Below are 25,445 nucleotides of genomic sequence, written 5' to 3'. Positions count from 1 at the left end.
ATGGACCTGCGATCTGCGCACGACCACCGCCGACACACCCACGACCACCCGAGCGCACAGCAGCGGGCCGAAGGTCTGAAGGACCCTGTCTGCGGCATGGACGTGACCGCGCAGTCCGAGCACCACGTCGAACACGCAGGCCGGCGCTTTTATTTCTGCAGCGCCCGGTGCCGGGCGAAGTTCGTCGCCGAACCGGCGCGCTATGCCCACAGCGGCCACGCGCCTTCGCCTGTCGAAGCGCCGGCGCTGGCCGCAGGAACCATCTACACCTGCCCCATGCACCCCGAGATCCGGCAGGATCACCCCGGTCATTGTCCGAAGTGCGGCATGGCGCTGGAGCCGGTGCTGCCCGATCTCGAAGGAGAAGAGAGTCCCGAGCTGCGCGATTTCCAGCGCCGCTTCTGGTGCACCCTGCCGCTGACCGTCATGGTCACTGTGCTTGCCATGTTCGGCCACCAGTTGCATTGGTTCGAGGCGCGCACACAGACCTGGATCGAACTCGTTTTGTCCCTGCCCATCGTCCTGTGGGCGGGCTGGCCGTTCTTCGTGCGCGGCTGGCAGTCCGTGGTCCATCGCAGCCCGAACATGTGGACCCTGATCGCGCTGGGCACCGGGGCGGCGTTCGTCTACAGCGTGGCGGCGACCGTGGCCCCACAACTGTTCCCGGACTCGTTCGTGTCCATGGGACGGGTCGCGGTGTACTTCGAGGCGGCGGCGGTGATCATTTCCCTGACCCTGCTGGGGCAGATACTGGAACTCAAGGCGCGTTCGCAGACCTCGGCCGCCATCAAGTCCTTGCTCGGACTGGCCCCCAAGACCGCCCGGCGCCTTCGCGACGATGGCACGGAAGAGGACGTGCCCCTGACGCACATCCATGTCGGCGATCGGCTGCGCATTCGACCCGGCGAAAAGGTTCCGGTAGATGGTACGGTAATCGAGGGCAGCAGCGCTGTGGACGAATCGATGCTGACGGGGGAGTCCCTGCCCGTGACCAAGCGGGTGGGCGACAAGGTCATCGGTGGGACGCTCAATACCAGTGGCGCGCTCGTCATGGTCGCCGAACGTGTCGGCTCGGCGACCATGCTGTCCCAGATTGTGCAGATGGTGGCGCAGGCGCAGCGGTCCAAGGCGCCGATGCAGCGCATGGCCGATGTCGTGGCGGGCTATTTCGTGGTCGCGACGGTGTCCATCGCCGTGCTGACCTTTTTTGCCTGGGGCCTGTTCGGGCCGGAACCGCGTTGGGTTTTTGGCCTCATCAACGCCGTGTCTGTGCTGATCATCGCCTGCCCCTGCGCGCTGGGCTTGGCCACGCCCATGTCGATCATGGTGGCGACCGGGCGAGGGGCTACGCAGGGGGTGCTGTTTCGCGATGCCGCCGCGATCGAGAAAATGCGCCAGGTCGATACCCTGATCGTCGACAAGACCGGCACATTGACCGAGGGCCGGCCGCGCTATCAGACGACGATCGCAGCCGAAGGCTTCACCGCCGGCGAAGCCTTGCGACTGGCTGCCAGCCTCGACCAGGGCAGCGAGCACCCGCTGGCGAAAGCCATCGTCACGGCCGCGCGCGAGCAGGGCCTGGTGCTCTCACGCGCCGAGGAGTTCGACTCGCACTCAGGCATCGGCGTGCGCGGGCGCGTCGATGGACATGCCGTGGCACTGGGCAACACCGCGCTGATGGAACAGCTCGGTGTGGACGTGCGGCCATTGGCCGAGCGGGCGGAGGCGCTGCGCGGTGAGGGTGCCAGCGTGATGTATCTGGCCGTCGATGGCGTGCTCGCCGCAGTCCTGGCCGTCGCCGACCCGGTGAAGAAGACCACACCGCAAGCGCTGGCGTCGCTGCGCGCGGAGGGCTTGCGCGTCGTCATGGCCACGGGCGACGGTCTGACCACGGCCAAGGCCGTGGCGGCGCGCTTGGGCATCGATGAGGTGTATGGCGAGCTCAAGCCCGCCGACAAACTGCAACTGGTGGAGCGGCTGCAGCGCGAGGGGCGTATCGTTGCGATGGCTGGTGACGGCATCAATGATGCCCCGGCCTTGGCAAAGGCCGACGTCGGTATCGCCATGGGCACCGGCACCGACGTGGCGATGAACAGCGCACAGATCACGCTCGTCAAGGGTGACCTGCGCGGTATTGCGGTGGCGCGCGCCTTGTCAGTGGCCACGGTCCGCAACATGAAGCAGAACCTGATGTTCGCCTTTCTCTACAACGCACTGGGCATTCCCATTGCGGCCGGCGTGCTGTATCCGCTCACCGGTTGGCTGCTTTCACCGTTGATCGCCGCCCTGGCGATGAGTCTCAGCTCCGCATCGGTGATCGGCAATGCGCTGCGTTTGCGCGGCGTCCGTCTTGTCTGAACACGAGGATCGTCCCGCGTGCCGTGGTGGGTGCTGGTTGCACTCCCAGATCGCTGGGTCTGTCGTATCGGTTGCCACCCGACGTTGGACACCTGATCCCTATCGAGGCCTGGAATGCTCTCGACCACGGCACCTGAGCCGCCTCACACCGATACCGCACTTGGCGCCCTGTCGGCATCGCCATAAGCACTTGCACCGATGTGGCGATGAGTCCGCGCCCCGCCTCGGTGAGCAGGAATGCATTGAGATTGGCACACGATTAATCCCGATCCCATCCCGAATGGAATCTGACATATACGTAACGGCCGTCTCATCTTCCCGTCAGCGGTGGCTTCGCAGAATACATACTGTGCAGTCGCACAAGGCATTGACAGAAATGCCTTCACGTTTGATTGAAAGGAGTGTAGAGATGAAAGCCAGGATTACCGCTGTTGTCGCCGCCACCGTGCTGAGCGCCATCGTAACCCCATCGTTCGCTGGTGACGCGGCAGCGGCCAGCGCCAAGAAAATGTTCCTCCTCAAGGACGGTGGAACCCTGTATGTATTCGAGGACGGCAAGACGGCGCTGGAAGACAAGTTCGGACGGGCTGTCTACCTGAAAGAGGGGCAATTGCTCGAAACGGCCGATGGCCAGAAGATTACAGCCAACGGCAACGAGGTCGCTCGACTCGATGGTCTTCTCCGTCAGGGTCATTCCGGCGGTTGACTACTCGATTCAATTCGTGAACTGCACGCCAGCGGATGTCGGGCCAACTCGTTGACCAACACGCGCTGGCGGGCCATCGGTCATAGCTGGGGCTAACCACTCGATGGTAGGCTGCGACGCTACCGGTCAATCGGCGCCGCACAAGGTGAGAGTCCGCCCTGCACTGACTGACCGGCGTTCATTGCCGAGGCCATTGCGTCCACAACAACCCGCAGGATTGCCCGGGATTGCTCAATCGTTGAGAGAGTGGGTTGGATTCCGGTCGCGTCTGCACCACCAATCTTCAAACCCCAACTACGCTCGGTTGGGGTTTTTTCTTATCCGCTTCCCCCAGACCCCGCGAACACGCGCGGAACGCTGAGTAGGTGTCGCATACCCGGTCAAAGAGCACGACTGCCATGCGTGCGCAGGCGGCCTTGACGTTCTGCCAGTACGCATCGTTTTCCGGCGCATCGTAGGGTATAGCGTGGGCGAGTTGGACGAGCAATTGCTGGAGTGCGGACTCGCCGTTCTTCAGCGGATAGAGCCGATCGAACGGCTGCAGCGCGCGCACGGCAAGCGTGGCAAAGTCGAAGTAGTCGCGCAGGGCGTTGCGTTCGAGGATACGCACGGCGACGAGACGAAGCGATTCTTCTTCGCTCGGCTCGGGCGTCCCCTGGCGGACGAGACGGTGCACCACGCAGGTCTCGATTCCGTCGGGGCAGCCCTGCTCCCGTTCAGGACGCGCGGTGCGCTCGGACATAGTTCATCCAGAAACGATGGCGCTGCGAGTAGGGATCGGAAATATACGCACGGCAGACGCGATCGACTTTCTCTCCAAGAGCAGGATCGGCGAGCACGGCGCGGCGAAGCTCCGCCCAATCGTCTCTCTGCAAACAGGCTCTCCGCGAGATAGCAGACCATGAGATGTGCGCCACTTGAACGGCTTGCCGGGCTGTTCGGCTTCTTCTTCCTCAGCGATGCGCTGTAGGATTTGCATCTTGGCGAGATTGCGAGCAATGCGGTGTACATCACAGTTTGCCGATCGTGCCATACCAAGCGGAATCGGACTGAACCGAAGGGAGGCACGGTGAAAACGCTTGCCTGGAGCAGATCTGCGCAGATAGAAGGCGCTAGCCAATTGTCTGTCATCCGTCCAGCCGCTTGAGGTCGCGATAGAAGTTTTCGTGCGGCCCCACCATCAGCAGCTTGAGCGTATTTTCGTCGAGGACCCGGTAGGCCAGGAGGCAGAGCAAGCCGCCCATGCGGAACTTGTAGACCCTCACGCCTGCAAGGTCGCCGACTTTGGCTTCACCCGCTTCGGGTTGCCGGGCAATGGTACGTACCGCCTCGTCGAGCGCGGCTTTCTGCTGCTTGTGCAGTCTTTTGACGGTGCGCTCGAAGGTCGGGGTGACAAGGATACGCATCAGCCGAATCGATACTCACCCACCGGCTCTTCCTGGTCCGCGATCAGGATGTCACGGATGACGCTGAAGGGCAGATCGGGGTTTTCAGCGGCGATCTTGCCGATCTGTGACCAGTATTCGATTTGTTTGGGGACCGAGCGGTGCTCGATGGTGCCGTAGCGCTTGGCACTTTCGACCAAGCTTTCGGACAGTTTGACGTTGACGGCCATAGCGAACCTCCGACTAATGCGCTATTCTAGCCCATGATGGACCAAAATGGAACCTGTTTCATGTGATTGATCAGACCGCCAGGGATTCTTCGATGCTCAGTTCCGTGATTTCGCAGGGGATCACGAAAATGGAAATCGAACTGGCGACCTGCCCGATGTGCCTGAATGATGACCTCGACCAGACTCAACGGGTAGGATTGTGGGCAGATAGGACTGGACTCTGACACGTAGGAGTTCGCAGATGTTCTAAGAATTTGAGTTACATAGATTTGTTGCAGGATTCCACCAAACCACCAATGAAATCAAGCAATTACTGCGCAAATCTTTTCCTGCCCGATCCCTTCGTCTTCGGGTACGGTAAGCAATCTCGCTCGCTAGCCATCGAGCCGTCAATCTCTTCCGCGGTCAGGCGAGCCTTTTCGCAAATCGTTAGGACCGAGTCCTGCCGCGATCACCCCACCGCTCCGACCTGGACATGGCTGCCGCTTCTCCCCCGGATCACCTCGATGCCGACTTCGATCTGGCGCTTGAGCTCATCGACGTGGGAGATGATGCCTACCATTCGGCCCTTTTGCCGCAGCTCACTCAGGGCTTTCATCGCCATGTCGAGTGACTCGGGATCGAGGCTGCCAAACCCTTCGTCGATGAAGAGGGTGTCGAGCTGGATGCCGCCGGCGTAGGCCTGCACGACGTCCGACAGCCCCAGCGCGAGCGAGAGGGCAGCCATGAATCCTTCGCCCCCCGAGAGCGTGCTGGCGGGTCGGGTTCGACCGGTATATTCGTCGAAGACTTCGAGATCGAGACCAGAGGCCTTGCGCGCATCGGCCACGTCCTCGCGCCGCTGCAGGCTGTAGCGCCCCCGGCTCATGGTGCGCAAGCGCAACGAGGCTTGACGCAGCACGTCGTCGAGCAGGGCCGCGAGCACGAATCGCTGGAAAGTGAGCCTCCTGCCGTTGTCGCCATTGGCGATGCCGGCGAGGTGCCCCATCACTTCATAGCGCGACTCGATCTCACTCAGCTCCTTGCCGACGGCCGCGAGCAATTCACACGTCTTGCGGTCCTGCCCGATGCGCTCTTCGAGCCCCTTCTGCTGGGCGACGATGTGCTCGACGGCGCAGCGGGCTTCCTCTTGGGCGGTTTTGAGCGCGGTGAGATTCGGCGGCGTTTTTCCGGCCACCTGCTCTTCAGCACGCTGCAGGCGCTCCTTGGCCGCCGCCACGGATTCGTCGTAGGACTGGATCTCGGCGCGCAAAGCGGCAATGTCTTCGGGCGAACGCATGGCCTCGCGGAATGCGGCTTCATCCGCGAATCCTTGTTCCTGCAGGGCGCGCAGGAAGGCTGCGTAAGACTGATCGAAGCGCGACGAGGCGACGGCGAGCGCTTCGGCGAGCGTCTCCCGCTTCGAGCACGCGGCCGCATGCGCGGCGCTTGCCTGCTGGTACGCCTCCTCGGCCGCTTTGAGCCGGTCGGCGAGCGTGTCCACTTGCTTGCGGGCAGCGTCGATCGCCTGCTCGAGCGTGCGGAGGTCGCGCAGAGGTTCCGGGACCCGGTCGGAGCGTTCGCGGACTTGGGCCGCAGCCGTCGCGGCTTGGATCCTGAGGGTCTCGGTGCGGCTGCGCGCCTGTTCCAGCGCGGGACCAAGCGCGGCGAGACGCTCCTCGCAGCTTTGGAACTCGGCCTTGGCTGCATCGAGCCGTTTGGCCGCTTCGAGCGCTTTCACCAGGTCACGTTCGAGGTCAGCCAGGCGTGCATTGACCTGCTCGAGACTGGGGGGATCGGGCGGCAGGCTCGATTCCAGGGTCGAGACGGCGGATTCGGCCCCCACGATCCGATTCAGAACGGCCTGATGCTCGGCACGAGCGGATTCCAAGGCGGCTTCGGCCTGCTGCAGGGCCTTGGCGGCCGCATTCAGTTCTTCCTCGCTCGGCACGGCCTCGCCCGCCATCGCCGGGGCAGGATGCTGCAGGCTGCCGCAGACGGGACACGGGGCACCTTCGCTCAAGTGCCGGGCAAGTACGGCGGCTTGGCCACTGCGCCAGCGCGATTCCAAGTCCTCCTTGCGCGCCAGGACGGCGAGCCGCTCCGTCTGCGCGGCCTCCAAGGCTTGGCGGTACTTGGCTTCTTCGGCACGGTGAGCGGACAGGGCGGCTTTGGCCTGCGCGAGCTTGCGCAGCAACTGGAGCAACTGCTCCTGCTGGGCGAGATCGCGCCGCATCGCTTCGACCCGGTTAGCCAGCGGGGCGTAGTCTTCGATCTCCCGCTGCAGCCGGGCACGTTTTTCGGTGAGGGCGTTGGCTTCTCCTTGCAGGCGTGCGAGTTCGGTCGCAGCCGCTTCGGCCGAACGGGCGTGCTTCTCCGCTTCCCGCCGCGCCTCGTCGAGCGTGCGCACGGCCTCGCGCAAGCCCTCGAGCCGTTCGAGCTCGCGGATGGCGCGTTCCCGTTCGGGCGCCCGCGCGCGTTCTTCCTGCAGACCGGATTCGGCTGCGGCGAGCCGACGGGCGCTCTCCTCGGCCTCGCGCTCGGCTTGCGCCCACTGCTCGGCGAGCTGCTGGCGTTGTGCGCTGGATTCCTCGAAGTTCGCATGGGCGGGAAGAACGAGCTGTGCGCGGGAGGCGGCATCCAGCTCGCGGCGTCGGGTTGCGATCGCAGCGGCAGTCGCAGCCAGCTTGTCCATGGCGGCACGGGCGCTGTCCCGCTCCTCGAATTGCCGCGCCAGCGCTTCAGCGGCCGCCAGCGCAGCAGTAGCCGCCGCCTCTTCGGCGCGGCGATGCCGCTCTTCACCGGCAAGGAGCGAGCGCTGTGCCGTCGCTTCCTCGATCCGGGCGCGGAGCGCTTCTTCGGACTCCACCCCGGCTTGTTCGAGCAACGTCTTCTGCCGGGCCTTGGCTTCCTCGGCCTGCCGTTCCAAGGCGTTCGCCGCCGCTTTGAGCCGTTCCTGCAAACGTTTGCAGGTTTCGGTGGCAAAGAGCGCCTCCAGGATCTGCTCCCGCTCCCGGGAGTCGGCCGTCAGGAGTTTGCGGAACTGCCCTTGCGGCAACAGGATGACCTGGCGAAATTGGTCGGCTTCGAAACCGAGGAGCGCGACGATGCGTTCCGTGACCTCCGTGGTCTTACTGACGACGGGCATCCAGCCCTCGTCGTTCCACACCTGGAGTTCGGCCCGGGCCGGAATCTTCACCCGCTGCTCCTTCTTGCCCCGCAGGGCGGCGCGTTCCTGCTCGGGCGAGCGCCTGACGCGATAGCGCTTGCGCCCCAGGGCGAACTCGAATTCGACTTCGGTGAGCGTGTCGTCCGCCGCATGGTGGCTGCGCATCTCCTTGGCGCTGCGCTCACTGCCAGAGGTTTCGCCATAGAGGGCGTAGCAGATGCCGTCGAGGATCGAGGTCTTGCCTGCCCCCGTGGGGCCGTGGATCAGGAAGAGCGCATCCGGCGGCAGGCACGTGAAGTCGATCTCCTCGCGCCGGGCGAAGGGGCCAAAGGCAGTCAAGACCAGACGTAGCGGTCTCATGGAGCCACCTCGCGTTCCTGTTGGGATAGGGCAGTCATCTCGGCGTGCAGCAGACGCTTGGCTTCCTCATCGAGTGCGCGGCCCGTCATCTCACGGTAGAAAGCCTCGAAGAGTTCGTCCAGCCCGACTTTGCGGTGATCGGTGCCTGCTTCGAGCCCCGCCCCCGTTCCCGCAAATCGCGGACGTTCGATGGCGAGCGCATTGGGATAGGCCGTGCGCAGTTTCCCCATCGCATCGAGGATCGCCCCCGTATCCGTGAGCCGGGCAAGGACGTAATCGTCCCGAGCGGAATCGGTCTCAGCGGCAGCAAGGATCTCGTCCAGGGTGCCCGTGAGGAGGCGCAAGTCTCGCCGCGGGGTGAGCGGCAGGCGTTCGATGCGTACTCGGCCCTGAGCGTCGAGCTCGACCAGGGAAACGCTCTTGTCGTGACCAGCCTCGGCAAAGGAATATTTCAAGGGCGAACCGGCATAGTCGATACGACCGCCAGCCAAGCTCTGAGGGCGATGCAGGTGACCGAGCGCCACGAAGTGGAATCCCTCGAAGAGTTCCGCCCCGACGGCACCCGTCCCTCCGACCGACAGAGGGCGTTCCGATTCACTCTCCGTTCCACCCTGGACGAACGCATGAGCGATGAGCACCGAACGGCGGCTCGGATCGTGGAGCTGTCGAATGCGTTCGACCTGGGCCCTCATCGCCGCGTGATGATCCGCGATCGACTCGTCCTGCAGAGACTGGCGCACCACGGAAGGCTCGGCATAGGGCAGCGGATGGAATGCGACCTCCCCATGGCGGTCTTGCAGCACCACGGGAGATGTGTCGGCAGCCGCGAGCCCCCGGATCGTAAGCCCGGCGTCGGCCAGCAGGCGCGCGCCAAAGCCGAGCCGATCGGGGCTGTCGTGGTTGCCAGCGATGAGGACGACTGGCGTACGTTCCCCCACCACGATTCGGGTGAGCGTCTCGTCGAGCAAGCGAACGGCCTCGGCCGGCGGGATCGAGCGGTCGTAGACGTCGCCGGCGATCAGCACCACGTCCGGGCGCTCCGAACGCACGAGCCCGACCAACTGATCGAGCACGTACGCCTGATCTTCCAGGAGCGAGACACCGTGATAGACGCGGCCGAGGTGCCAGTCGGCAGTGTGAAGGATTCTCATGTGCATCCATTCCATCGAAATTCGGTTCGTTCGCGCCCGATTATATAGGTGGAATCTCGAGCCAATGGCCCTCCCGACAAGCTTGCCATCGCCGCCGCCCCCCGCATCTCTGCGCCATACTGAACGCATGAACGGACGGCACCTCTTCCTCATCGGCTACGACATCAGCGATCCGGCGCGGCTGGCCAGTCTGGGATGCCAGCCAAACGCTGCAAGCGATCGAACGTCGCCTGCACGACGACCCCGCCCCCGATGCGCTCGACGCCTTCGGCCGTCCGCTCCTCATCTTGCCCAACGACGAAGTCACCGTCGAACTCGACGGCACCGAGCGCCTCGTCCTCCGCGCCCACGACGGGAACCCCCGTCACGCCGTGCCCCTGCGCCACGTGCGCAGCATCACTGCCAACCCGCACGTCACCTTCACCGGCGCCGCCCTGCACGCCCACGCTGTCTTCCATCACGCTCACAAACCGTTGCAATACCCTGCGCAACGCTGGGCACTCGCCGCGTACCACGCCGAACGGACCCGCTGGCAAAACGAAACGATGCGCATCCTCTACGCCTTCGAACACTTCGTACGGGAGAACTGGACATGAGCCGCAAACCCAAACGCCACCCGCGTTTGCCCACTAGAAGTGACGATCCCCCTGGGCAAAGACACCCGAATCTGGGACCTCGGACGACGATTCACCGACGATCCCGTCGTCCTCACCGGCGAAATTCTCGACCGGCTGATCGTCGAAGACACGGTTCATCCACCTTGACCCATCGCCGCGAAGGTCAAGCAAGGTATTGTCACTGCCCTGACGGCGCATCCTGCTTGCCAGTAGATCATCCATTCGTAGGTCTTGCACGGATTGACACACCTCACATCCAGTGCCCATAATTCGCCCTAGACGCACGTCTCAGACGAGCCCAGACCCTCAGCATGCGCATGGTCGAAAAAATTGCGAACCACCTCACCATGCCCATCGGGTGGAGTCCGGCGAAACACCGTCAAAAAGACCTCGACGCCACCTGGACCAAGAAACATGGCAAGAGCCACTACAGCTACAAGCGCTTGGTCTGTGTCGATCGCAAGCACAAGCTCATCCGGCGTCTGAAGACCGACACGGCCGGCACTTCGAGGCGCTGCTCGACTCCGGCAACACGGGCCGCGACGTTTATGCCGACCGGAGCTATGCGAGCAAGGAGCGGGAAGAAACGCTGCAGGCCAAAGGCTATCGGTCGCAGATCCCCAGCGTAAGGCCAAGCCCCATCGGCCGCTCTCTAAGCGGCCGAGCGCGCGCAACACGCGCATTGCCCGCGTCCGTGCCCGGGTCGAGCACGTGTTTGCTGCGATCGAACACCTGGGCGGCAAGATGATCCGCACCATTGGACAGGCAAGAGCCGACTTTGCCCTCACCCTGATGGCCGCCTGCTACAACCTTCGGCGCACGGTGTGGCTCGTGAAGTCCGGTGCCATCCGCTAGTGAGGCCCACCCACGGCCGCAGTGTGCCCACAGCGGCCGTGGACAAGGAAAAACCGGGGCACGAGGCCGCGACAGGCGGCCAGAACGGGGGAAATCGGGGGGAATTCAGTACCGAGAATCATGAAGAGCCGGTTTCACCGCGAGTTTTCCGGAAAACCGAGGTTGATCGATGTTCCCGTTGGTCGTGAGTACCGACGGCTACCTGTCGATGGCCTGATTCGGGCGAGATACCTGGAAAATTCTCGCTAAAACAACCTTGGTTCAACCCAAGCAAAAAGTGGCGTGACGAATAGCATCGGAGAAAATAAATGAAAATTCCTGGGAAGCAGGAGTATTCTTCGCTCAAGAAAGCTCAATCTATTGTTGGATTTAGCAAAACGAGAGATGCGATGGATAATTACCCAACTCCTGGAATTGCGGTAGAGGCGCTTCTTGAACGAGAATCTTTTGATGGAACCGTCTGGGAACCTGCTTGCGGATCTGGAAATATCGCAAGGTATTTCCCAGGTTGTATTGCCACTGATATTCGTTACGATAATATCTATGGCGAAAAAGGGGTAGATTTTCTAAAGGAATGGCGTACCGTCGACCACATCATTACGAATCCACCATATCGTTTGGCGCAAGAATTCGTTGAACATGCTTTGGAATGTGCGAGAAAAAAAGTCGCCATGTTGTGTAAACTTGCTTTTTTGGAGGGCAAGTCTCGTTATGAGATGTTCAAAAATCACCCATTGAAAAAAGTTTATGTATTTTCCAATCGATTGCCTTTAACCAAGGAATCGGAAACCAGAAAACAAAGCAGCATGATCCCCTTTGCTTGGTTTGTTTGGGATAAAGACTATTCAGGACAGACGTCCATTGATTGGATTCTAATTCCCAATAAAAAAATTAGATAAAATTTCAACAGCAACCGCCTCGTTAATGATGCGGTTGCGGAGTTTCTCGTGCAATACATTTGAGGTAAGTACATCGACTGACACGCCAAGAGTGTCTGACAAATGTAATTATTCGACACTCCAGGCTTTCATTGGGAAGAGGGTTGATTCCTATTGAAGTTCCAACTTATTCGGTGAAACAGATCTGTTTTGTTTTCATAAAATGAAAACGGAGTTTGTATAGGATGCGTCAGTGTTGGCAGATAACCCTCTCACTTTTTCGGAAATAAAAAACCTTACTCGATGGCATCACCGTAGGTGGGTATAAGATTGACGATCAGGAACAAGGTTTGAATCTTGTGGAAAGTAGCAAGGTTTGTTCACCCTGTGAAAAGCGGAAATTTTCCTCTCACGAAAAGTTTGCTCTTCGAACTGAACGGCATCATTGCCCGACAAGAAACATTAGAATGCAAATAATGTGATTTCATAAAAGGATCATGAAAAGTGTTATCATGCAAATTTGACCCAAAATTTTTAACCGACAAGCAATTGTCTTGCGGAAACTGCAATATATGCAAAGCACGATCAAAATTCGATTATCCCTTTAAAAAGGATTTGCAATACTCTGAACAGCTCGTTGACGTCATAAAAAGGCACATAGAAAACAACACTCCTTACGTTTGTCGGAGACCAACAGACGTGAAAGAGCCTGATATTATGGTAATCGATGTCAGTCACCAAAAATCATTGGTTTGCAGGATAGAGGCCAAACTTTTGCAGGGTTACGCCTTCATGAAGGCAGCAGAAAAACTTGGAGAATTTCTTTTTCCAAAAGAAACGTTAGTCGTCGACGAGCCAAAACTACTGAGTTATTTTAAATGCCAGAAAGAAGATCTCGATAAATTTGGCAGGGAAATTAAAATCTTTGTCGTTTGGAAATTTGATAGGCCGTGTCATGATATTGGAGGAATTACTGTTTTTCAGGAATTGTCCGAACTAAAAAAGATATACATGGAACACGGCAAAAAAAGGAAATTTACGAGACAAGCAACGGGTTCAGATTATGTCAATGGGCAAAAGATAGGAATAACTGAAAAATATCATTTTTCTTTGCGTGAATGTCGCCCTATTGAAGAATTGGTTCCAAAAATATTGGAATTAACACCCTCTCTGGACTAAAGTTCTGTATGGATGTTAAGGGAACGTTCCTCATAGGTCATTGCCCACAAAGTACGCAGAGGTTCCACCATGCCCTTCCGTGTCAGAATAGTTGTCGTTTCGATAGATTCCAAACCTCGAGAGCGATAAGGGAAGAATGAAGTGGCGAGAATACGGACAAACGTTCAAGGACAAGACGGTGTCACGGCTGTTGCCGCGGCAGAAGCGCGGCGGTGGAGACGGTCGCTCGCGAGTTGAGTATTTCAGCCGCGACGCTGCAGCGCTGGCGTGCCGCGGCGCCCATGCCGTTTTCGGTGCTAGCACACCGTTGGCCGAATCGGCCACATCCTTGCACAGCGCACCACCGAGCAAAGAAGTCCTTCATGAAGGCGCGCGACAGGCGCTCGAAGCCATCCAGAACATCTCCTCGCTCCTGCAGGAACGGCGCGCGGCAGCACCGTGATGGCCCAAGACATCGAACGCACGGCCGGTGCAGTCGAGCAGCCCCGCCAAGAAGCCGAGCGCATCGCCCAGGCACCCAACGAACTAGGGAGACGCTGAAGAAATGAGCGAGCACCGCGCAACGCAGCGATTCGCCCGCGCAGCCAATTATTCAGCGTTTCCCTAAAGCGCTCAAGCTCACGCATCCCCTGCGCCCAGCGCACCTTCGCGCACCACCACCCGATCCCGCCCGCGGGCCTTGGCCTCGTACAGGGCGGCATCGGCGCGCACGAGCGCCCGATCTGCCGCCGCATCCTGGGCCGAGAGTTCGCTCACGCCCACGCTCACCGTCACCTGCAGTTCGGGATGCTCCGGCAGCGAACAGCGCTGAGCGACGGCACTGCGGATGCGCTCGGCCAGCGTCAGGGCACCTTCGAACCCGGTGTGCGGCAGCAGGACGGCAAACTCTTCGCCGCCGATGCGCGCCGGCATATCTCCTCCCCGTACGGTATCGCGTAACACATCGGCAAAGCGCCGTAACACTTCGTCGCCCACGGCATGGCCGTAGTGATCGTTGATGCGTTTGAAGTGATCGAGATCCAGCATCAAAATGCTTGCGCAATCTCCCTGGCGCACCGCAATTTCATAGCGGCGCAAAGCTTCGAAAAAAGCGCGCCGATTCGCCAGACCCGTGAGCGGGTCAGTTTCGGCTTGGCGGCGCAGCGTCTCCTGCATCTGCTTGATCGTGGTCACGTCGGAGAAAACGGCCACCGAGCCTTCAGCATCGACCGGCGTGGCCGTGAGCAAAACGGGGATCCAGTGCCCATCGCGATGGCGAAAGTGCTCTTCGATCAGAAAAAAGCTCCTGCGCTCACGCAGGGCACGCAGCACGGGGCATTCGTGCCGTGGATAGGGCGTTCCATCGGGGCGTTGTGCATGGAATGTGAGATGTGCATCGAGCCCGATCACTTCATCGGCGCGGTAACCAAGGATGCGCTCGGCGGCCGGATTCCAAAAAGCGATGCGCCCAGCGGCATCGATACCGAAAATACCCTCGCCCACGGCCCGAAGGAGCGAATCGAGCGTCTGGGCGCGTTCTTCGGCAAGCCTTTCGTTCTCTGCGCTTTGGCGCACGAGCGTATGGTAGTCGGTGACGTCCATCGCCAGACCGACGAGGTGCGTCACCTGCCCGTGCTCATCGAACAAGGGCGCGAGCGAAACGGCGAAGCGCCGCTGCCCCTTGATCGTGGGTACGGTGTTTTCGAAACGCAGGGTCTGACGCTCTTGGACGCAGCGTTGCAGCCTCTCTTCGATGCGCTCAGCTATGCCAACGGGGAAGATGTCTCGCGGCAGGCGATCCGTAAAAGATTCCGGAGCAATACCGAAAAGCTCGCAAAACCGAACATTGCCTTTCCGGAAGCGAAACCCATCTGCTTCCACGCTCACCACGAAGAAAATTTCTTGGAGGTTGTTGAGGATCGTACGCTGCAAAGCCTCCTGCCGCTGCATCCGCTGCTCGGTCTCAACCCGTTCGGTAACGTCGGCAAGGAAACCATACCACCACAGCGACCCGTCGGCTTGCCGCTCCGGCACTGAGCGCCCCTCGATCCAGACGATGCGCCCGTCCGGCAACAGATGGCGGTAGCGCTGGTGCCAAGGCGTGGCCGTTCTTACCACATTATCATAATAAACCTTCACTGCAGGGAGGTCTTGGGGATGGATCGAAGCGAAATAAGCCGTGGCATCGGCGAGCAGGACCCGGGCCGGAACCCCACACAAATCGGCCACGCCTTCGCTCACATAGCGAAAGGTCATTCTTCCCTCGGGCGTGCTCTCGAAAACGTAGAGCGCCCCGGGAAGATTGGTCGCGAGTTTGTCGAGCAGGTGATAGTGATCCGCCTCCTGACCGAGATCGAGGAGCACGCCGACGACGAAGCTCGGCACCCCCGCTTCGTCGCGTACGAGGATCGCCCGCTCGCGCAGCCAACGGTAGCTCCCATCGGCGCAGCGCAGGCGGTAGCGCACCGAGAGGCGATCTTCGCCCCAGGCCGTGGGATCGAATGCGCGTCGTAGCGCCGATCGATCGTCGGGGTGCACGCGCTCGAGCCAGGCGCGGCGATCGGAGAAAATGCGCTCAGGATTTTCACCCTGGAGGGCTTCGAGCGTGCCGCTCACGAAAAGCGGCACGAAAGGGTCTGACGCGGGCAAGACGTAGAAAACCGCGGGACTCAGTCGAAGAAAACCTTCGAGCCACGCCTTGGCCTCATCGAGCGCCTGCCGCGTGCGGTAATGTTCGGTGACGTCGCGCTGAAAAGCAAGGTAGTAGCGCTTGCCTCCGAATTCGACCGGTTCGATGATCTCGTCGGACCAGTAGAGCGAGCCGTCCTTGTGCCGGTTGAGGATGTCGTGCCGCCAACGCTTGCCTGCGCGGATCGTCGTCCACAGCTCGCGGTAGAACGAAGGAGACATCTGACCGGAGCGCAACAGACGTGGCGTCTGACCGATGACTTCATCCCGGGCATAACCCGTCAGCGCGCAAAACTCGTCATTGACCTCCAGGATGATGCCGCGCTCATCGGTGAGCAAGACTGCATCGGGAATATGAGCAAGAAGCGCGGTCAAAAGCGGTGGGTCCATACCAGTCACCCATACCACGAAGGGAAACACCTACCAAAGCAGGCGTGCCAGGCAGGTTCACAAGCTGCCTGTGAGGCGGGCCATCGTCCCCGAAAACCGCGGAGGGACACCGAACCGCTCGAGCTTGGCATGATGTTCCCCTGCAGCAAAAAGAATCGAGCCAAAATCGCAGTGCGGCGAGTCATGGTTCGGGCTCCTCACGAGAATGAATACAAGGGAATTTTATCGGAAGCGAGGGTGGAGGGGGTTTTCGAGGCGCCCTTATGGAACGACACTTGCCCTCACGACTTCACGCGCGTCGGCCTTGGCAAAGGCCTCGTTGATGGATTCGAGCGAAAAACGCGTGCTCAGCAGCTCACTCAAAGGCAAGCGGTCGCGGTTGCGCTGAAGGAAACGCAGAGCCTTACCGAGCACCGGATGCTCGTAGAGGGACACCCCATACAGCGTTTTGTTGGCCATCACCAAGCGTGAAGGGTCGGCCGCATAGGTCAAGCCGGCGTTGATGTTGCCGATCGTGACATAGCGCCCGAATTGGCCGAGCATGCGGATTCCTTCCGGAATCACCTCGGGACGCCCCACGAGCTCCATCACTACATCCACGCCCCGCCCATCCGTGAGCTTTTTCACCGAATTGACGCGCTCCTTTTCCTCGGCCTGCTCCGTGAGATCGATGGTTGCATCAGCCCCGAAACGACGCGCCATTTCGAGGCGCTTGGCGACCGCGTCGATGACGATCACCAAGCGGGCACCGAATGCCTTGGCAACTGCGGTTGCATACAAACCCAAACCGCCGGCGCCTTGGATGACTACTGTTTCATCGAACGTGAGCCCGGCTCGCTCGAAACCGGCGATCACCTGGGATAGGGCGCAATTGGCCCCGGCCACCACTTCTTCAGGCAGTCCTTCAGGCACCTTGTAAAGAGTCGCCCCGGGCTCGACGTAGTAGTAATCGGCATACCCACCCACGAAATAGGGCCACTCGAGCGCCGAGTGTGTCATCGCCATCGACAGATGATCACAAGCGACTCGCCGTCCGCGCAGGCAAGAAGGGCAATGCCCACAACCGGTGAAGTAGGTGTAGACCACCAGATCCCCTTCATGCAGACGCTCCCCATTGCCATCGTGCGTGAGCCCTTCCCCCAGGGCGACGATGCGGCCGGTCATCTCGTGACCGAGCACGGTAGGCAGTTTGCCGCCCAGCCCTGCCAGTTTGAAATCACCATGCCAGGCGTGCAGATCGGAGCCGCAGATATTGGCCATGGTCACACGCACCACGGCTGCACCCGGTTTCGGATCGGGAACAGGCATTTCTCTGAGCACGAGAGGCTGGTGGGGTTTTTCGAACAGCGCGAGTCGGCCAGTCTTGGACATGATCGGATTCCTTTTTTACAGGGCAATGCAGATGTTCTTGGTCTCGGTGTATTGTTCGATGCCTTCACGCCCCCCTTCGCGTCCAATGCCGCTTTGCTTGTACCCGCCGAAAGGCGCCTCGTTCCACAAGGCGTTGTAGGTATTGACCCACACGGTACCGGCTCGCAAACCATGGGCGAAGCGCAACGCCCGGGAAAGATCGCGAGTCCACACTCCGGCGGCCAAGCCATAAGACACGCCGTTGGCGATGCGCAAGGCCTCTTCGTCGAAGGAGAAGCGCATGACTGCGACGACGGGGCCAAAAATTTCTTCTTGCGCGATGCGCTGCTCAGGTCGCACGCCGGTGAAAATGGTGGGCGGGAAGAAGTAACCAGGACCGGCCGGTGCTTCCCCTCCCAGCACGAGCTCGGCCCCTTCTTCCCGACCGATACGCACATATTCCTGCACCCGCTGGAACTGTTCCTCGTTGACCAGAGCGCCGAGGCGCGTATTGGGATCGAGCGGATCGCCTGGACGAAGGTCAGCCACGGCCGTGGTAAAAGCCTCGAGGAAGGCCTCGTAGATCGACTCATGCACCAGGACCCGTGCGCCTGCGGTACACATTTCGCCTTGGTTGTAGAACACCCCCGTCGTCACACCGCGTACGGCACGCTTGAGATCGGCGTCAGGGAAAACCACGTTGGGTGACTTCCCGCCCAATTCCAAGGAAACCCGCTTGAGCGTATCGGCCGCGCCGCGCATGATGAGCTTACCCACCGCGGTCGAACCGGTGAAGGTGATTTTGTCTACGCCGGGATGCGCCACGAGCGCCGCTCCCGTTTCACCGAATCCGGTCAGCACGCTCAGCACGCCGGCCGGCAGCTCGACCTCTTCGAAGAAGCGCGCCAAGGCCATCGCGGTAAGCGGAGTCTGTTCGGCTGGCTTGAGGATGACGGCATTGCCCGCCGCCAAGGCAGGAGCGAGCTTGGTCGCAGCCATTTGCAGGGGAAAGTTCCAAGGGATGATGGCACCCACGACCCCGACCGGCTCGAGCCGCGTATAGTCGAGATAGCGCGGTGACACTGGCGGAACGCTGCCGGCGAGCTTGTTACACCAGCCTGCGTAATACTCGAAAGCAGCAGCCGCATGAGGAATATCGCCATGGAGGGCTTCACTATAGGGCTTGCCCGTGTCGAGCGCCTCGAGCCAGGCGAGTTCCTCGGCGTGCTCGCGGATCAATTCACCGATACGCCACAAAAGGCGCCCGCGAGACGCTGGGCTCATCTGCGTCCAAGCCGTGTTGCCGTCGATCGCCTCACGGGCCAACCTCACTGCTTCCTCGACGTCTGGCCCGGTGGCGATGGCAACCTGACCCAGCGGTTCTCGCCGAGCAGGATTTTCGTTGGTATAGAATTGCCCTTCGGCCGGATCGACCCACTTTCCACCGATAAAAAGTTTGCTGCAATCAGGCAAAGTCTTCGATGTCATCCTTATCCCCTTTCTTCATTTACGTATATCACCGCTCGACAAAAACCACCGGAAAACCGTTTCATCAGAAAAAAACTTAGCCACACGGAAAATAATTCCCGGTTGCTGCCTGAAACGATTTTCCATCGACACGTCAAGGCCATACTGTAGCATCAATTAAACGCCGGGTTCGATCATGTGACCATCGCAGCGTACATTGCCGTAGGGCCACGCCCTAAGACGATCCCGCTTGCTCAAGGTCTCCACCTCTGCCTGGAAGGGGGCCTGCTCAGCGGGTTTGACGATTGCTGAGCACCCCACCACCAGCGCAGAGGCTGTCTTGAACGAATTGGCAGAGATGTGGAAAGTTCTTACTCGACGGTGTATCAATGCAAATGCAGCAAGGAAAGGACGAGCATGCAAGCACCGTTCGATCAGAGGCTGCTGCGATCTGATCGAACGCGCTTCTACGAAAGGACGAAACCGCTGCGGTAGGCTTACTCGATCCCGAGCAGGTACTGAATCAGCGCTTTGGCGACGAAGCCGATGAACCCGACGCCCAGCGCGAGGAAGAGCCACATCGCGCCGTACTTGCCGGCCTTGGACTTCCACGCCAAGTTAGCGATGATGAAAATCATGTAGAGAATGAAGGCCGGCACCAGGATCTTCAAGGCCAGGTCTTCGAGTTGGGGGAAGGTGAGTCCGAAGAGTATCGTGTCTTCCATGGGGAGTGCTCGCTTGGCCGGATCCGTCGACCCGGCCAATTTATAAAATATATTTTTAGGCGCCGCGTTTCTGCTCGAGTTTCGCGGCGATGCGCAAGCGCAGCGCATTCAAGCGAATGAACCCCTCGGCGTCTTTTTGGTTGTAGGCGCCGCGGTCGTCCTCGAAGGTGGCGATCGTCGGGTCGAAGAGGGAGTCGGTGGGAGAGTCGCGCCCCACCACCATGACGCTGCCCTTGTAGAGCTTGACGCGCACCCAGCCGTTGACCGTCTGCTGAGTCGTGTCGATGAGGGCTTGGAGCGCGCGGCGCTCGGGGCTCCACCAATAGCCGTTGTAGATCATCTCGGCATAGCACGGCATGAGCTGGTCTTTGAGGTGCGCCACTTCCCGGTCGAGGGTGATCGATTCGATGGCCCGATGCGCCTTCAGCAGGATCGTGCCGCCCGGCGTTTCGTAGCAGCCGCGGCTCTTCATGCCGACGTAGCGGTTCTCCACCAGATCGAGCCGGCCGATGCCGTGCCTGGAGCCGAGTTCGTTGAGCTTGGCAAGGAGCTCGTGCGGCCGCAGGCGCACGCCGTCGATGGCCACGAGATCACCCTTTTCGAACTGCAACTCGACGTACTGCGGTACATCCGGCGCTTTCTCGGGAGCCGTCGTCCAGCGCCACATGGATTCTTCCGGCTCGGCGGCCGGGTTTTCCAGGTGCCGCCCTTCGTAGCTGATGTGCAGCAGGTTTGCATCCATCGAGTAGGGCGAGCCGCCTTCGCGGTGTTTCATCTCGATGGGGATGCCGGCATTCTCGGCATAAGCGAGCAGTTTCTCGCGCGAGGTGAGGTCCCATTCGCGCCAGGGGGCGATCACCTTGATCTCGGGCATGAGGGCGTAGTAACCGAGCTCGAAACGGACCTGGTCGTTGCCCTTGCCGGTGGCGCCGTGGGCCACGGCATCGGCCCCGGTGAGCTTGGCGATCTCGATCTGGCGCTTGGCGATCAAAGGCCGCGCGATGGAGGTGCCCAGCAGGTATTCCCCTTCGTAGATCGTGTTGGCGCGGAACATGGGGAAGACGAAGTCGCGCACGAATTCCTCGCGCAGATCGTCGATGTAGATGTTCTCGGGCTTGATGCCGAGCTTGAGCGCCTTTTGCCGCGCCGGTTCGAGCTCCTCGCCCTGCCCCAGGTCGGCGGTGAAGGTGACCACCTCACAGCGGTAGGTGTCTTGCAGCCACTTCAGGATCACGGAGGTATCGAGCCCCCCGGAATAGGCCAGTACCACTTTCTTGACTTCGCTCATCGTCCTTTCCCGTCGAACGTTCGCACACGATCCGGATGCAAGATGCACCGGATCCCCAAAACATTTTTCAGAGCCTGTGAAGGCATCGTCGCGAGCGGTTCGAGTGCGAGGCGCACGGAGCGCAGCGACGAGACATATCGCGCAGACAGGCGAGGATTGAGCACCGCGCAACGACGCAATCGGACCGCGTAGCAGATTGATTCACAGGCTCTCAACTCTCCATCCGGCCGAGCACGAGGTATTCCATCAGCGCTTTCTGCACGTGCAGGCGGTTCTCCGCCTCGTCCCAGACCACGGACTGCGGCCCGTCGATCACTTCGGCCGTGACTTCCTCGCCACGATGCGCCGGCAGACAGTGCATGAAGAGCGCATCGGGTTTGGCCTGGGCCATCATCGCCGCGTCGACCTGCCAATCGGCGAACGCAGAGAGCCGGTCGTCGGTCTCGTGCTCGAAGCCCATGGAGGTCCAGACATCGGTGGTGACGAGATCCGTCCCGCGCACGGCCTCCATCGGGTCGGCGAAGCAGCGATAGTGCCCCCCCGGCACGACCCCCGCCAACTGCGGATCGACGGTATAGCCGGGCGGCGTGGAGACGTGCACGGTGAAATCGAGCACTTCGGCCGCCTGCAGCCAGGTGTGGCACATGTTGTTCGCATCTCCGATCCAGGCGACGGTCTTGCCGCGGATCGAGCCGCGGTGCTCGATGTAGGTATAGACGTCGGCAAGCACCTGGCAGGGATGGAACTCGTTGGTGAGCCCGTTGATCACCGGCACGCGCGAACGGGCGGCAAATCGCTCGAGAATCGCCTGCTCAAAGGTGCGGATCATCACCAGGTCGCTCATGCGCGAGATGACCTCGGCCGCATCCTCCACCGGCTCACCGCGCCCGAGCTGGGAGTCGCGCGTGTTGAGATAGACCGCGAAACCGCCGAGTTGCTGGATGCCGGCTTCGAACGAGAGACGCGTGCGCGTACTCGCCTTCTCGAAGATCATCACCAGGGTGCGATCGAAGAGGGGATGCCAGGGTTCGTAGTTCTTGAACTTGCGCTTGATCCAGGCCGTTCGCTCGAAGAGGTAGGCGTATTCGTCGACGCTGAAATCCTTGAACTGGAGATAATGTCTCGGCGGCATGACGTTCCCCCCTCAATGACGCGCGACGAAACGCTCGACGAGCGGCACCAGGCGCTCGACGATCTGCTGCGCCTCCTCGATGGTGAGGATCAAGGGCGGAAGCAAACGAATGACGCGCTCGGCGGTGACGTTGATGAGCAGGCCCGCTTCCAACGCATCGAGCACCAAAGCCCCGCAGGGACGGTCGAGCTCGACGCCGAGCATGAGCCCCAAGCCGCGCACCCCCTTGATCTGTGGCAGATGCGCCAGGCGCGCAGTGAGCGTCGCCTTGAGATACCCCCCCACACGGGCGGCGTTGTCGAGCAGGGCGTCGGTCTCGATCACATCGAGCGTGGTGAGCCCGGCGGTGCAGGCGAGCGGGTTGCCGCCGAAGGTGGAGCCGTGGTTGCCCGGACCGAAGAGCCCCGTGGCCGGCCCGGCGGCGAGGCAGGCGCCGATGGGCACCCCCGAACCGAGCCCCTTAGCGAGCGTCATCACGTCAGGGCGCACCTCGCTCCACTGCCAACCGAACCACTTACCGGTGCGCCCGAGGCCGCATTGCACCTCGTCGCAGATCATCAACAGGCCATGCGCGTCGCACAGAGCGCGCACGGCGCGCAGGTATTCCGGATCGGCGAGCCGGATGCCGCCCTCACCTTGGACGACTTCGAACATCACGGCCACCAGGTCGGGCGTCTCGGCCAGCACCTTGGTCAGCGCTGCCGCATCGCCAAACGGCACTCGGATGAATCCCTCGACGAGCGGCTCGAAGCCGGCTTGGGTTTTCTTGTTGCCGGTGGCCGAGAGGGTGGCGAGGGTACGTCCGTGGAAGGCTTGCTCCATCACGGCGATCTTGGGCGTTTCCACCCCCTTCACTTTGTGACCGTAGAAGCGCGCCAGTTTGATGGCGCATTCGTTGGCCTCCGCCCCCGAGTTGCCGAAGAACACCTCGTCCATGCCGGAGAGCTCGCACAGGCGGTCGGCCAAGCGCTCCTGCGCCGGGATGCGGTAGAGGTTGGATGTGTGGATCACGGCTTTCGCCTGGCGCGCGATCGCCTCGACCAGGCGCGGATGGCCGTGCCCCAGCGTGGAGACGGCGATGCCGGCCAGCGCATCGAGGTAGGGTTTGCCTTGTTCGTCGTAGAGCCAGACGCCTTCGCCGCGCACGAAAGCCACGGGCAGACGGGCGTAGGTGTTCATCAGATGCGACATGCGTGACGCTCCCGCGAAATCCGGTTCTCCCGTGCAGCAAGAAGGGGGTCCGGGTCAGGAAAAGTCCATGATCTTACGGGAAAGGCGCTTTTTTTGAAAGAGCGTCTTTCTCTGGGCAGCATCGAAGAACCGTCGCGAGCGGCGGCAGGGCAAGGCGCACGGAGCGCAGGATGCGAGACATATCACCCAGATAGGCGAGCATCCGAGCACCGCGCAACGCCGCCATGCAGCCGCGCAGCAGGTTGTTCGAGCTGCCCTTCGGCGAAAAGCGGCGCCTGGCCCTTGGGCCACGGCGCCGCCACCTTCTTGCATGAGCAGGGCGCTCAGCTCTCGCGGATGGCCTCGGCAACCATCTCGAGGGCCGTAGGATCCTCGATGGTGGGAAGATCTCCGGGGTCACGCCCTTCGGCGAGCGCCTGCAGCGAACGGCGCAGCATCTTGCCCGAGCGCGTCTTGGGCAGCCCTTGCACGAAGTAGACGCGATGAGGACGGGCGATCGCCCCGAGCAGCTCGTCGACCGTCTTCTTGACTTCTTCTTCGAGTGCTCGACGGGCCTCGCGCGTGGCGATGCGAGACGGATCCTTGACCACGGCGAAGGCCACCGGCACTTGCCCTTTCACCTCGTCGTGCACCCCCACCACCGCCACTTCGGCGATCGCGGGATTGGACTGGATCGCCTCCTCGATCTCGCGCGTGCCGAGGCGGTGCCCCGCGACGTTGATGACGTCGTCGACGCGCCCGAGAATGGTGAGGTAGCCGTTCTCGTCCCGGATGCCCCAGTCGGCGGTGGAATAGACGAGCGGCTCGCGGAAGAGGCTGAAATAGGTCGACACGAAGCGATCGTCCTGCCCCCAGACGGTGCTCAGACAGCCGGGCGGCAGCGGCGGCACGATGCCGACGATGCCTTTTTCGTTGGGGCCGCACTCGGTGCCGTCTTCGCGATAGACGTGCAGATCGTAGCCGTAGACCGGCAGTCCCGGAGAGCCGTACTTGATGGGCAGATCTTCTTGCACGCCCCGGCACAGCGCGAGGATGGGCCAGCCGCTCTCGGTTTGCCAGTAGTTGTCGATCACCGGCACGCCCAAGGCTTCGTGGATCCAACGGTGGGTGGTCTCGTCGAGCGGCTCGCCGGCGAGGAAAAAGTGCTTGAGCGAGGAGAGATCCCGCTTCATGTAGGAAGGATCCTGCTTCTTCAGCACCCGCACGGCGGTGGGGGCCGAGAACATGACGTTGATGCGATATTTCTCCACCAGCCGCCACCAGATGCCGGGATCGGGGCGAAGCGGCGTGCCTTCGTACATCACCGTGGCCATGCCGGCGAGCAGAGGTCCATAGATGATGTAGCCATGCCCGACCACCCAGCCGATGTCGGAAGTACAGAACATCGTCTCGCCTTCGCCGCCGCAGAAGATGTACTTCATCGAACTCGCGAGGGCCACGGCGTAACCCCCGGTGTCGCGCTGCACGCCTTTGGGCTTGCCGGTGGTGCCGGAGGTGTAGAGGATGTAGCTCGGGTGCGTCGCATCGACCCATTCGACCGGCACGCGCGCTTCGCCCACTTCCTCGCGCAGGGTTGCATAGTCGAGGTCGCGCCCCTCGACGCGAGCGAAGTTGGGGTCGAGCCCGCGATCGACGATGAGCACTTTCTCGGGGGGAGATTGAGAAATCCGACAGGCCTCGTCGAGCAGATGCTTGTAGGGGATGACGTTGCCGTTGCGCATGCCCGCTTCGGCGGTGACGACGAGCTTGGGTTTGGCATCGTCGATACGGGTGGCGAGCGAGGCAGCGGCAAAGCCGCCGAAGACGACCGAATGGATGGCACCCAGGCGCACGCAGGCGAGCATGGCGAACGCGGCTTGCGGAATCATCGGCATGTAGATGAGCACCCGGTCGCCTTTCTCCACGCCGAGTTTGCGGTAGATCGCCGCCATGCGCTCGACTTCGCGCTGCAGCTCGCCGTAGGAGTAGGTTTTCTCCTCACCCGTCTCGGTGGAGACGTAGATGAGCGCCGGCGCGTCGGGGCGTTTGGCGGCGTGGCGATCCACGGCGTTGTAGCAGAGGTTGGTGAGCCCGCCCTTGAACCATTTGACGAAGGGGGGATTGCTGTAGTCGCAGATGACCTCGGGTGCTTTCTCCCAGTGGATGAACTGCGCCTGCTCGGCCCAGAAGGCGTCGCGATCCTCGATCGAGCGACGGTAGAAATCCTGGTACTTGCCCATGTCCTCTCCCCGATGACAAAGAAATTCCGGAACGACACCGTCCGGCCTTACGAAAGATGTCTATTATAAGACATGATACCAAAGGGGAAATCCCCGGCCTCGCGGAGAAAACCGCGAAACCGGGAAGTTGTGACACAAAAAGGATACGG

At 61.2% G+C, this 25,445-nt stretch carries 19 protein-coding genes and 2 pseudogenes; 7 read left to right on the top strand and 14 right to left on the bottom strand.

Annotation, left to right across the window (positions count from 1 at the left end; genetic code table 11):
* Both EPD80_RS07245 and EPD80_RS07240 read left to right on the top strand, forming a co-directional pair.
* Positions 1-2,358 carry a heavy metal translocating P-type ATPase gene (locus tag EPD80_RS07245; RefSeq protein WP_142810695.1) on the top strand — a complete coding sequence of 786 codons (2,358 nt, stop codon included), beginning with the start codon at positions 1-3 and terminating at the stop codon, positions 2,356-2,358.
* Between the two features lie 409 nt (positions 2,359-2,767).
* Complete coding sequence (locus tag EPD80_RS07240) at positions 2,768-3,064, top strand: CopK family periplasmic copper-binding protein (protein ID WP_142810693.1); 297 nt, start codon at positions 2,768-2,770, stop codon at positions 3,062-3,064.
* Positions 3,065-3,347: 283 nt separating this feature from the next.
* Here the strand turns inward: EPD80_RS07240 and EPD80_RS07235 are convergent, their stop codons facing one another.
* From EPD80_RS07235 to EPD80_RS07210, 6 genes are all read right to left on the bottom strand, one after another.
* Positions 3,348-3,806 (bottom strand): hypothetical protein, encoded by a 459-nt coding sequence (locus tag EPD80_RS07235; RefSeq protein ID WP_142810691.1) that lies wholly within the window; start codon positions 3,804-3,806, stop codon positions 3,348-3,350.
* A gap of 385 nt (positions 3,807-4,191) precedes the next feature.
* Positions 4,192-4,470: a type II toxin-antitoxin system RelE/ParE family toxin gene (locus tag EPD80_RS07230; RefSeq protein WP_142804688.1), complete on the bottom strand. Its 279-nt coding sequence runs from the start codon at positions 4,468-4,470 to the stop codon at positions 4,192-4,194.
* Positions 4,470-4,679: a TA system antitoxin ParD family protein gene (locus EPD80_RS07225; RefSeq protein WP_142804689.1), complete on the bottom strand. Its 210-nt coding sequence runs from the start codon at positions 4,677-4,679 to the stop codon at positions 4,470-4,472. The genes EPD80_RS07230 and EPD80_RS07225 overlap by 1 nt, the downstream gene beginning before the upstream one ends.
* 451 nt (positions 4,680-5,130) lie before the next feature.
* Positions 5,131-8,187, bottom strand: coding sequence for an AAA family ATPase (locus tag EPD80_RS07220; protein ID WP_142810689.1), 3,057 nt, complete (start codon positions 8,185-8,187; stop codon positions 5,131-5,133).
* The gene (locus EPD80_RS07215; protein WP_142810687.1) at positions 8,184-9,338 is read right to left on the bottom strand and encodes an exonuclease SbcCD subunit D; all 1,155 of its coding nucleotides are present in this window, start codon (positions 9,336-9,338) and stop codon (positions 8,184-8,186) included. Before EPD80_RS07215 ends, EPD80_RS07220 begins: the two co-directional genes overlap by 4 nt.
* Before the next feature lie 164 nt (positions 9,339-9,502).
* Positions 9,503-9,799: a hypothetical protein gene (locus tag EPD80_RS07210; protein ID WP_142810684.1), complete on the bottom strand. Its 297-nt coding sequence runs from the start codon at positions 9,797-9,799 to the stop codon at positions 9,503-9,505.
* Between the two features lie 174 nt (positions 9,800-9,973).
* Here EPD80_RS07210 and EPD80_RS11490 point away from each other — a divergent pair, with 174 nt between their 5' ends.
* From EPD80_RS11490 to EPD80_RS11585, 5 genes and pseudogenes are all read left to right on the top strand, one after another.
* On the top strand, positions 9,974-10,102 hold the full coding sequence (locus EPD80_RS11490; protein WP_260677381.1) for a hypothetical protein: 129 nt from the start codon (positions 9,974-9,976) through the stop codon (positions 10,100-10,102).
* Positions 10,103-10,302: 200 nt separating this feature from the next.
* A pseudogene (locus EPD80_RS11485) lies at positions 10,303-10,810 on the top strand (transposase); the annotation flags it as partial.
* Between the two features lie 308 nt (positions 10,811-11,118).
* A complete protein-coding gene (locus tag EPD80_RS07200) occupies positions 11,119-11,709 on the top strand; it encodes a class I SAM-dependent methyltransferase (protein WP_142810680.1) in 591 nt (196 codons plus the stop codon).
* A gap of 678 nt (positions 11,710-12,387) precedes the next feature.
* On the top strand, positions 12,388-12,867 hold the full coding sequence (locus EPD80_RS07195; RefSeq protein WP_142810678.1) for a hypothetical protein: 480 nt from the start codon (positions 12,388-12,390) through the stop codon (positions 12,865-12,867).
* 136 nt (positions 12,868-13,003) lie between these two features.
* Positions 13,004-13,145 (top strand): annotated as a pseudogene (locus EPD80_RS11585) (transposase); the annotation flags it as partial.
* Between the two features lie 340 nt (positions 13,146-13,485).
* Here EPD80_RS11585 and EPD80_RS07185 read toward each other — a convergent pair.
* The 8 genes from EPD80_RS07185 to EPD80_RS07150 form a co-directional block, all read right to left on the bottom strand.
* Positions 13,486-15,924 carry a PAS domain S-box protein gene (locus tag EPD80_RS07185; RefSeq protein ID WP_142810676.1) on the bottom strand — a complete coding sequence of 813 codons (2,439 nt, stop codon included), beginning with the start codon at positions 15,922-15,924 and terminating at the stop codon, positions 13,486-13,488.
* 261 nt (positions 15,925-16,185) lie between these two features.
* Positions 16,186-17,295, bottom strand: a complete 1,110-nt coding sequence (locus EPD80_RS07180; protein WP_142810674.1) for a zinc-binding dehydrogenase — start codon at positions 17,293-17,295, stop codon at positions 16,186-16,188.
* 15 nt (positions 17,296-17,310) lie between these two features.
* Positions 17,311-18,762, bottom strand: a complete 1,452-nt coding sequence (locus tag EPD80_RS07175; protein WP_142810671.1) for an aldehyde dehydrogenase family protein — start codon at positions 18,760-18,762, stop codon at positions 17,311-17,313.
* A 476-nt stretch (positions 18,763-19,238) separates the two neighbouring features.
* Positions 19,239-19,466, bottom strand: a complete 228-nt coding sequence (locus tag EPD80_RS07170; RefSeq protein ID WP_142805264.1) for a DUF2788 domain-containing protein — start codon at positions 19,464-19,466, stop codon at positions 19,239-19,241.
* Between the two features lie 55 nt (positions 19,467-19,521).
* Positions 19,522-20,754, bottom strand: coding sequence for an argininosuccinate synthase (locus EPD80_RS07165; protein ID WP_142810670.1), 1,233 nt, complete (start codon positions 20,752-20,754; stop codon positions 19,522-19,524).
* Between the two features lie 211 nt (positions 20,755-20,965).
* Entirely contained in the window at positions 20,966-21,886 is a 921-nt protein-coding gene (argF, locus tag EPD80_RS07160) for an ornithine carbamoyltransferase (protein WP_142810668.1), read from the bottom strand.
* Positions 21,887-21,898: 12 nt separating this feature from the next.
* Positions 21,899-23,077 carry an aspartate aminotransferase family protein gene (locus tag EPD80_RS07155; RefSeq protein WP_142805261.1) on the bottom strand — a complete coding sequence of 393 codons (1,179 nt, stop codon included), beginning with the start codon at positions 23,075-23,077 and terminating at the stop codon, positions 21,899-21,901.
* A 323-nt stretch (positions 23,078-23,400) separates the two neighbouring features.
* Positions 23,401-25,296 carry a propionate--CoA ligase gene (locus tag EPD80_RS07150; RefSeq protein ID WP_142810666.1) on the bottom strand — a complete coding sequence of 632 codons (1,896 nt, stop codon included), beginning with the start codon at positions 25,294-25,296 and terminating at the stop codon, positions 23,401-23,403.
* Positions 25,297-25,445 lie beyond the last annotated feature (149 nt).

The organism is Tepidiphilus olei (assembly GCF_006980705.1).
Taxonomy (GTDB): domain Bacteria; phylum Pseudomonadota; class Gammaproteobacteria; order Burkholderiales; family Rhodocyclaceae; genus Tepidiphilus; species Tepidiphilus olei.
This window is presented reverse-complemented; position numbering and strand designations above follow the sequence as displayed.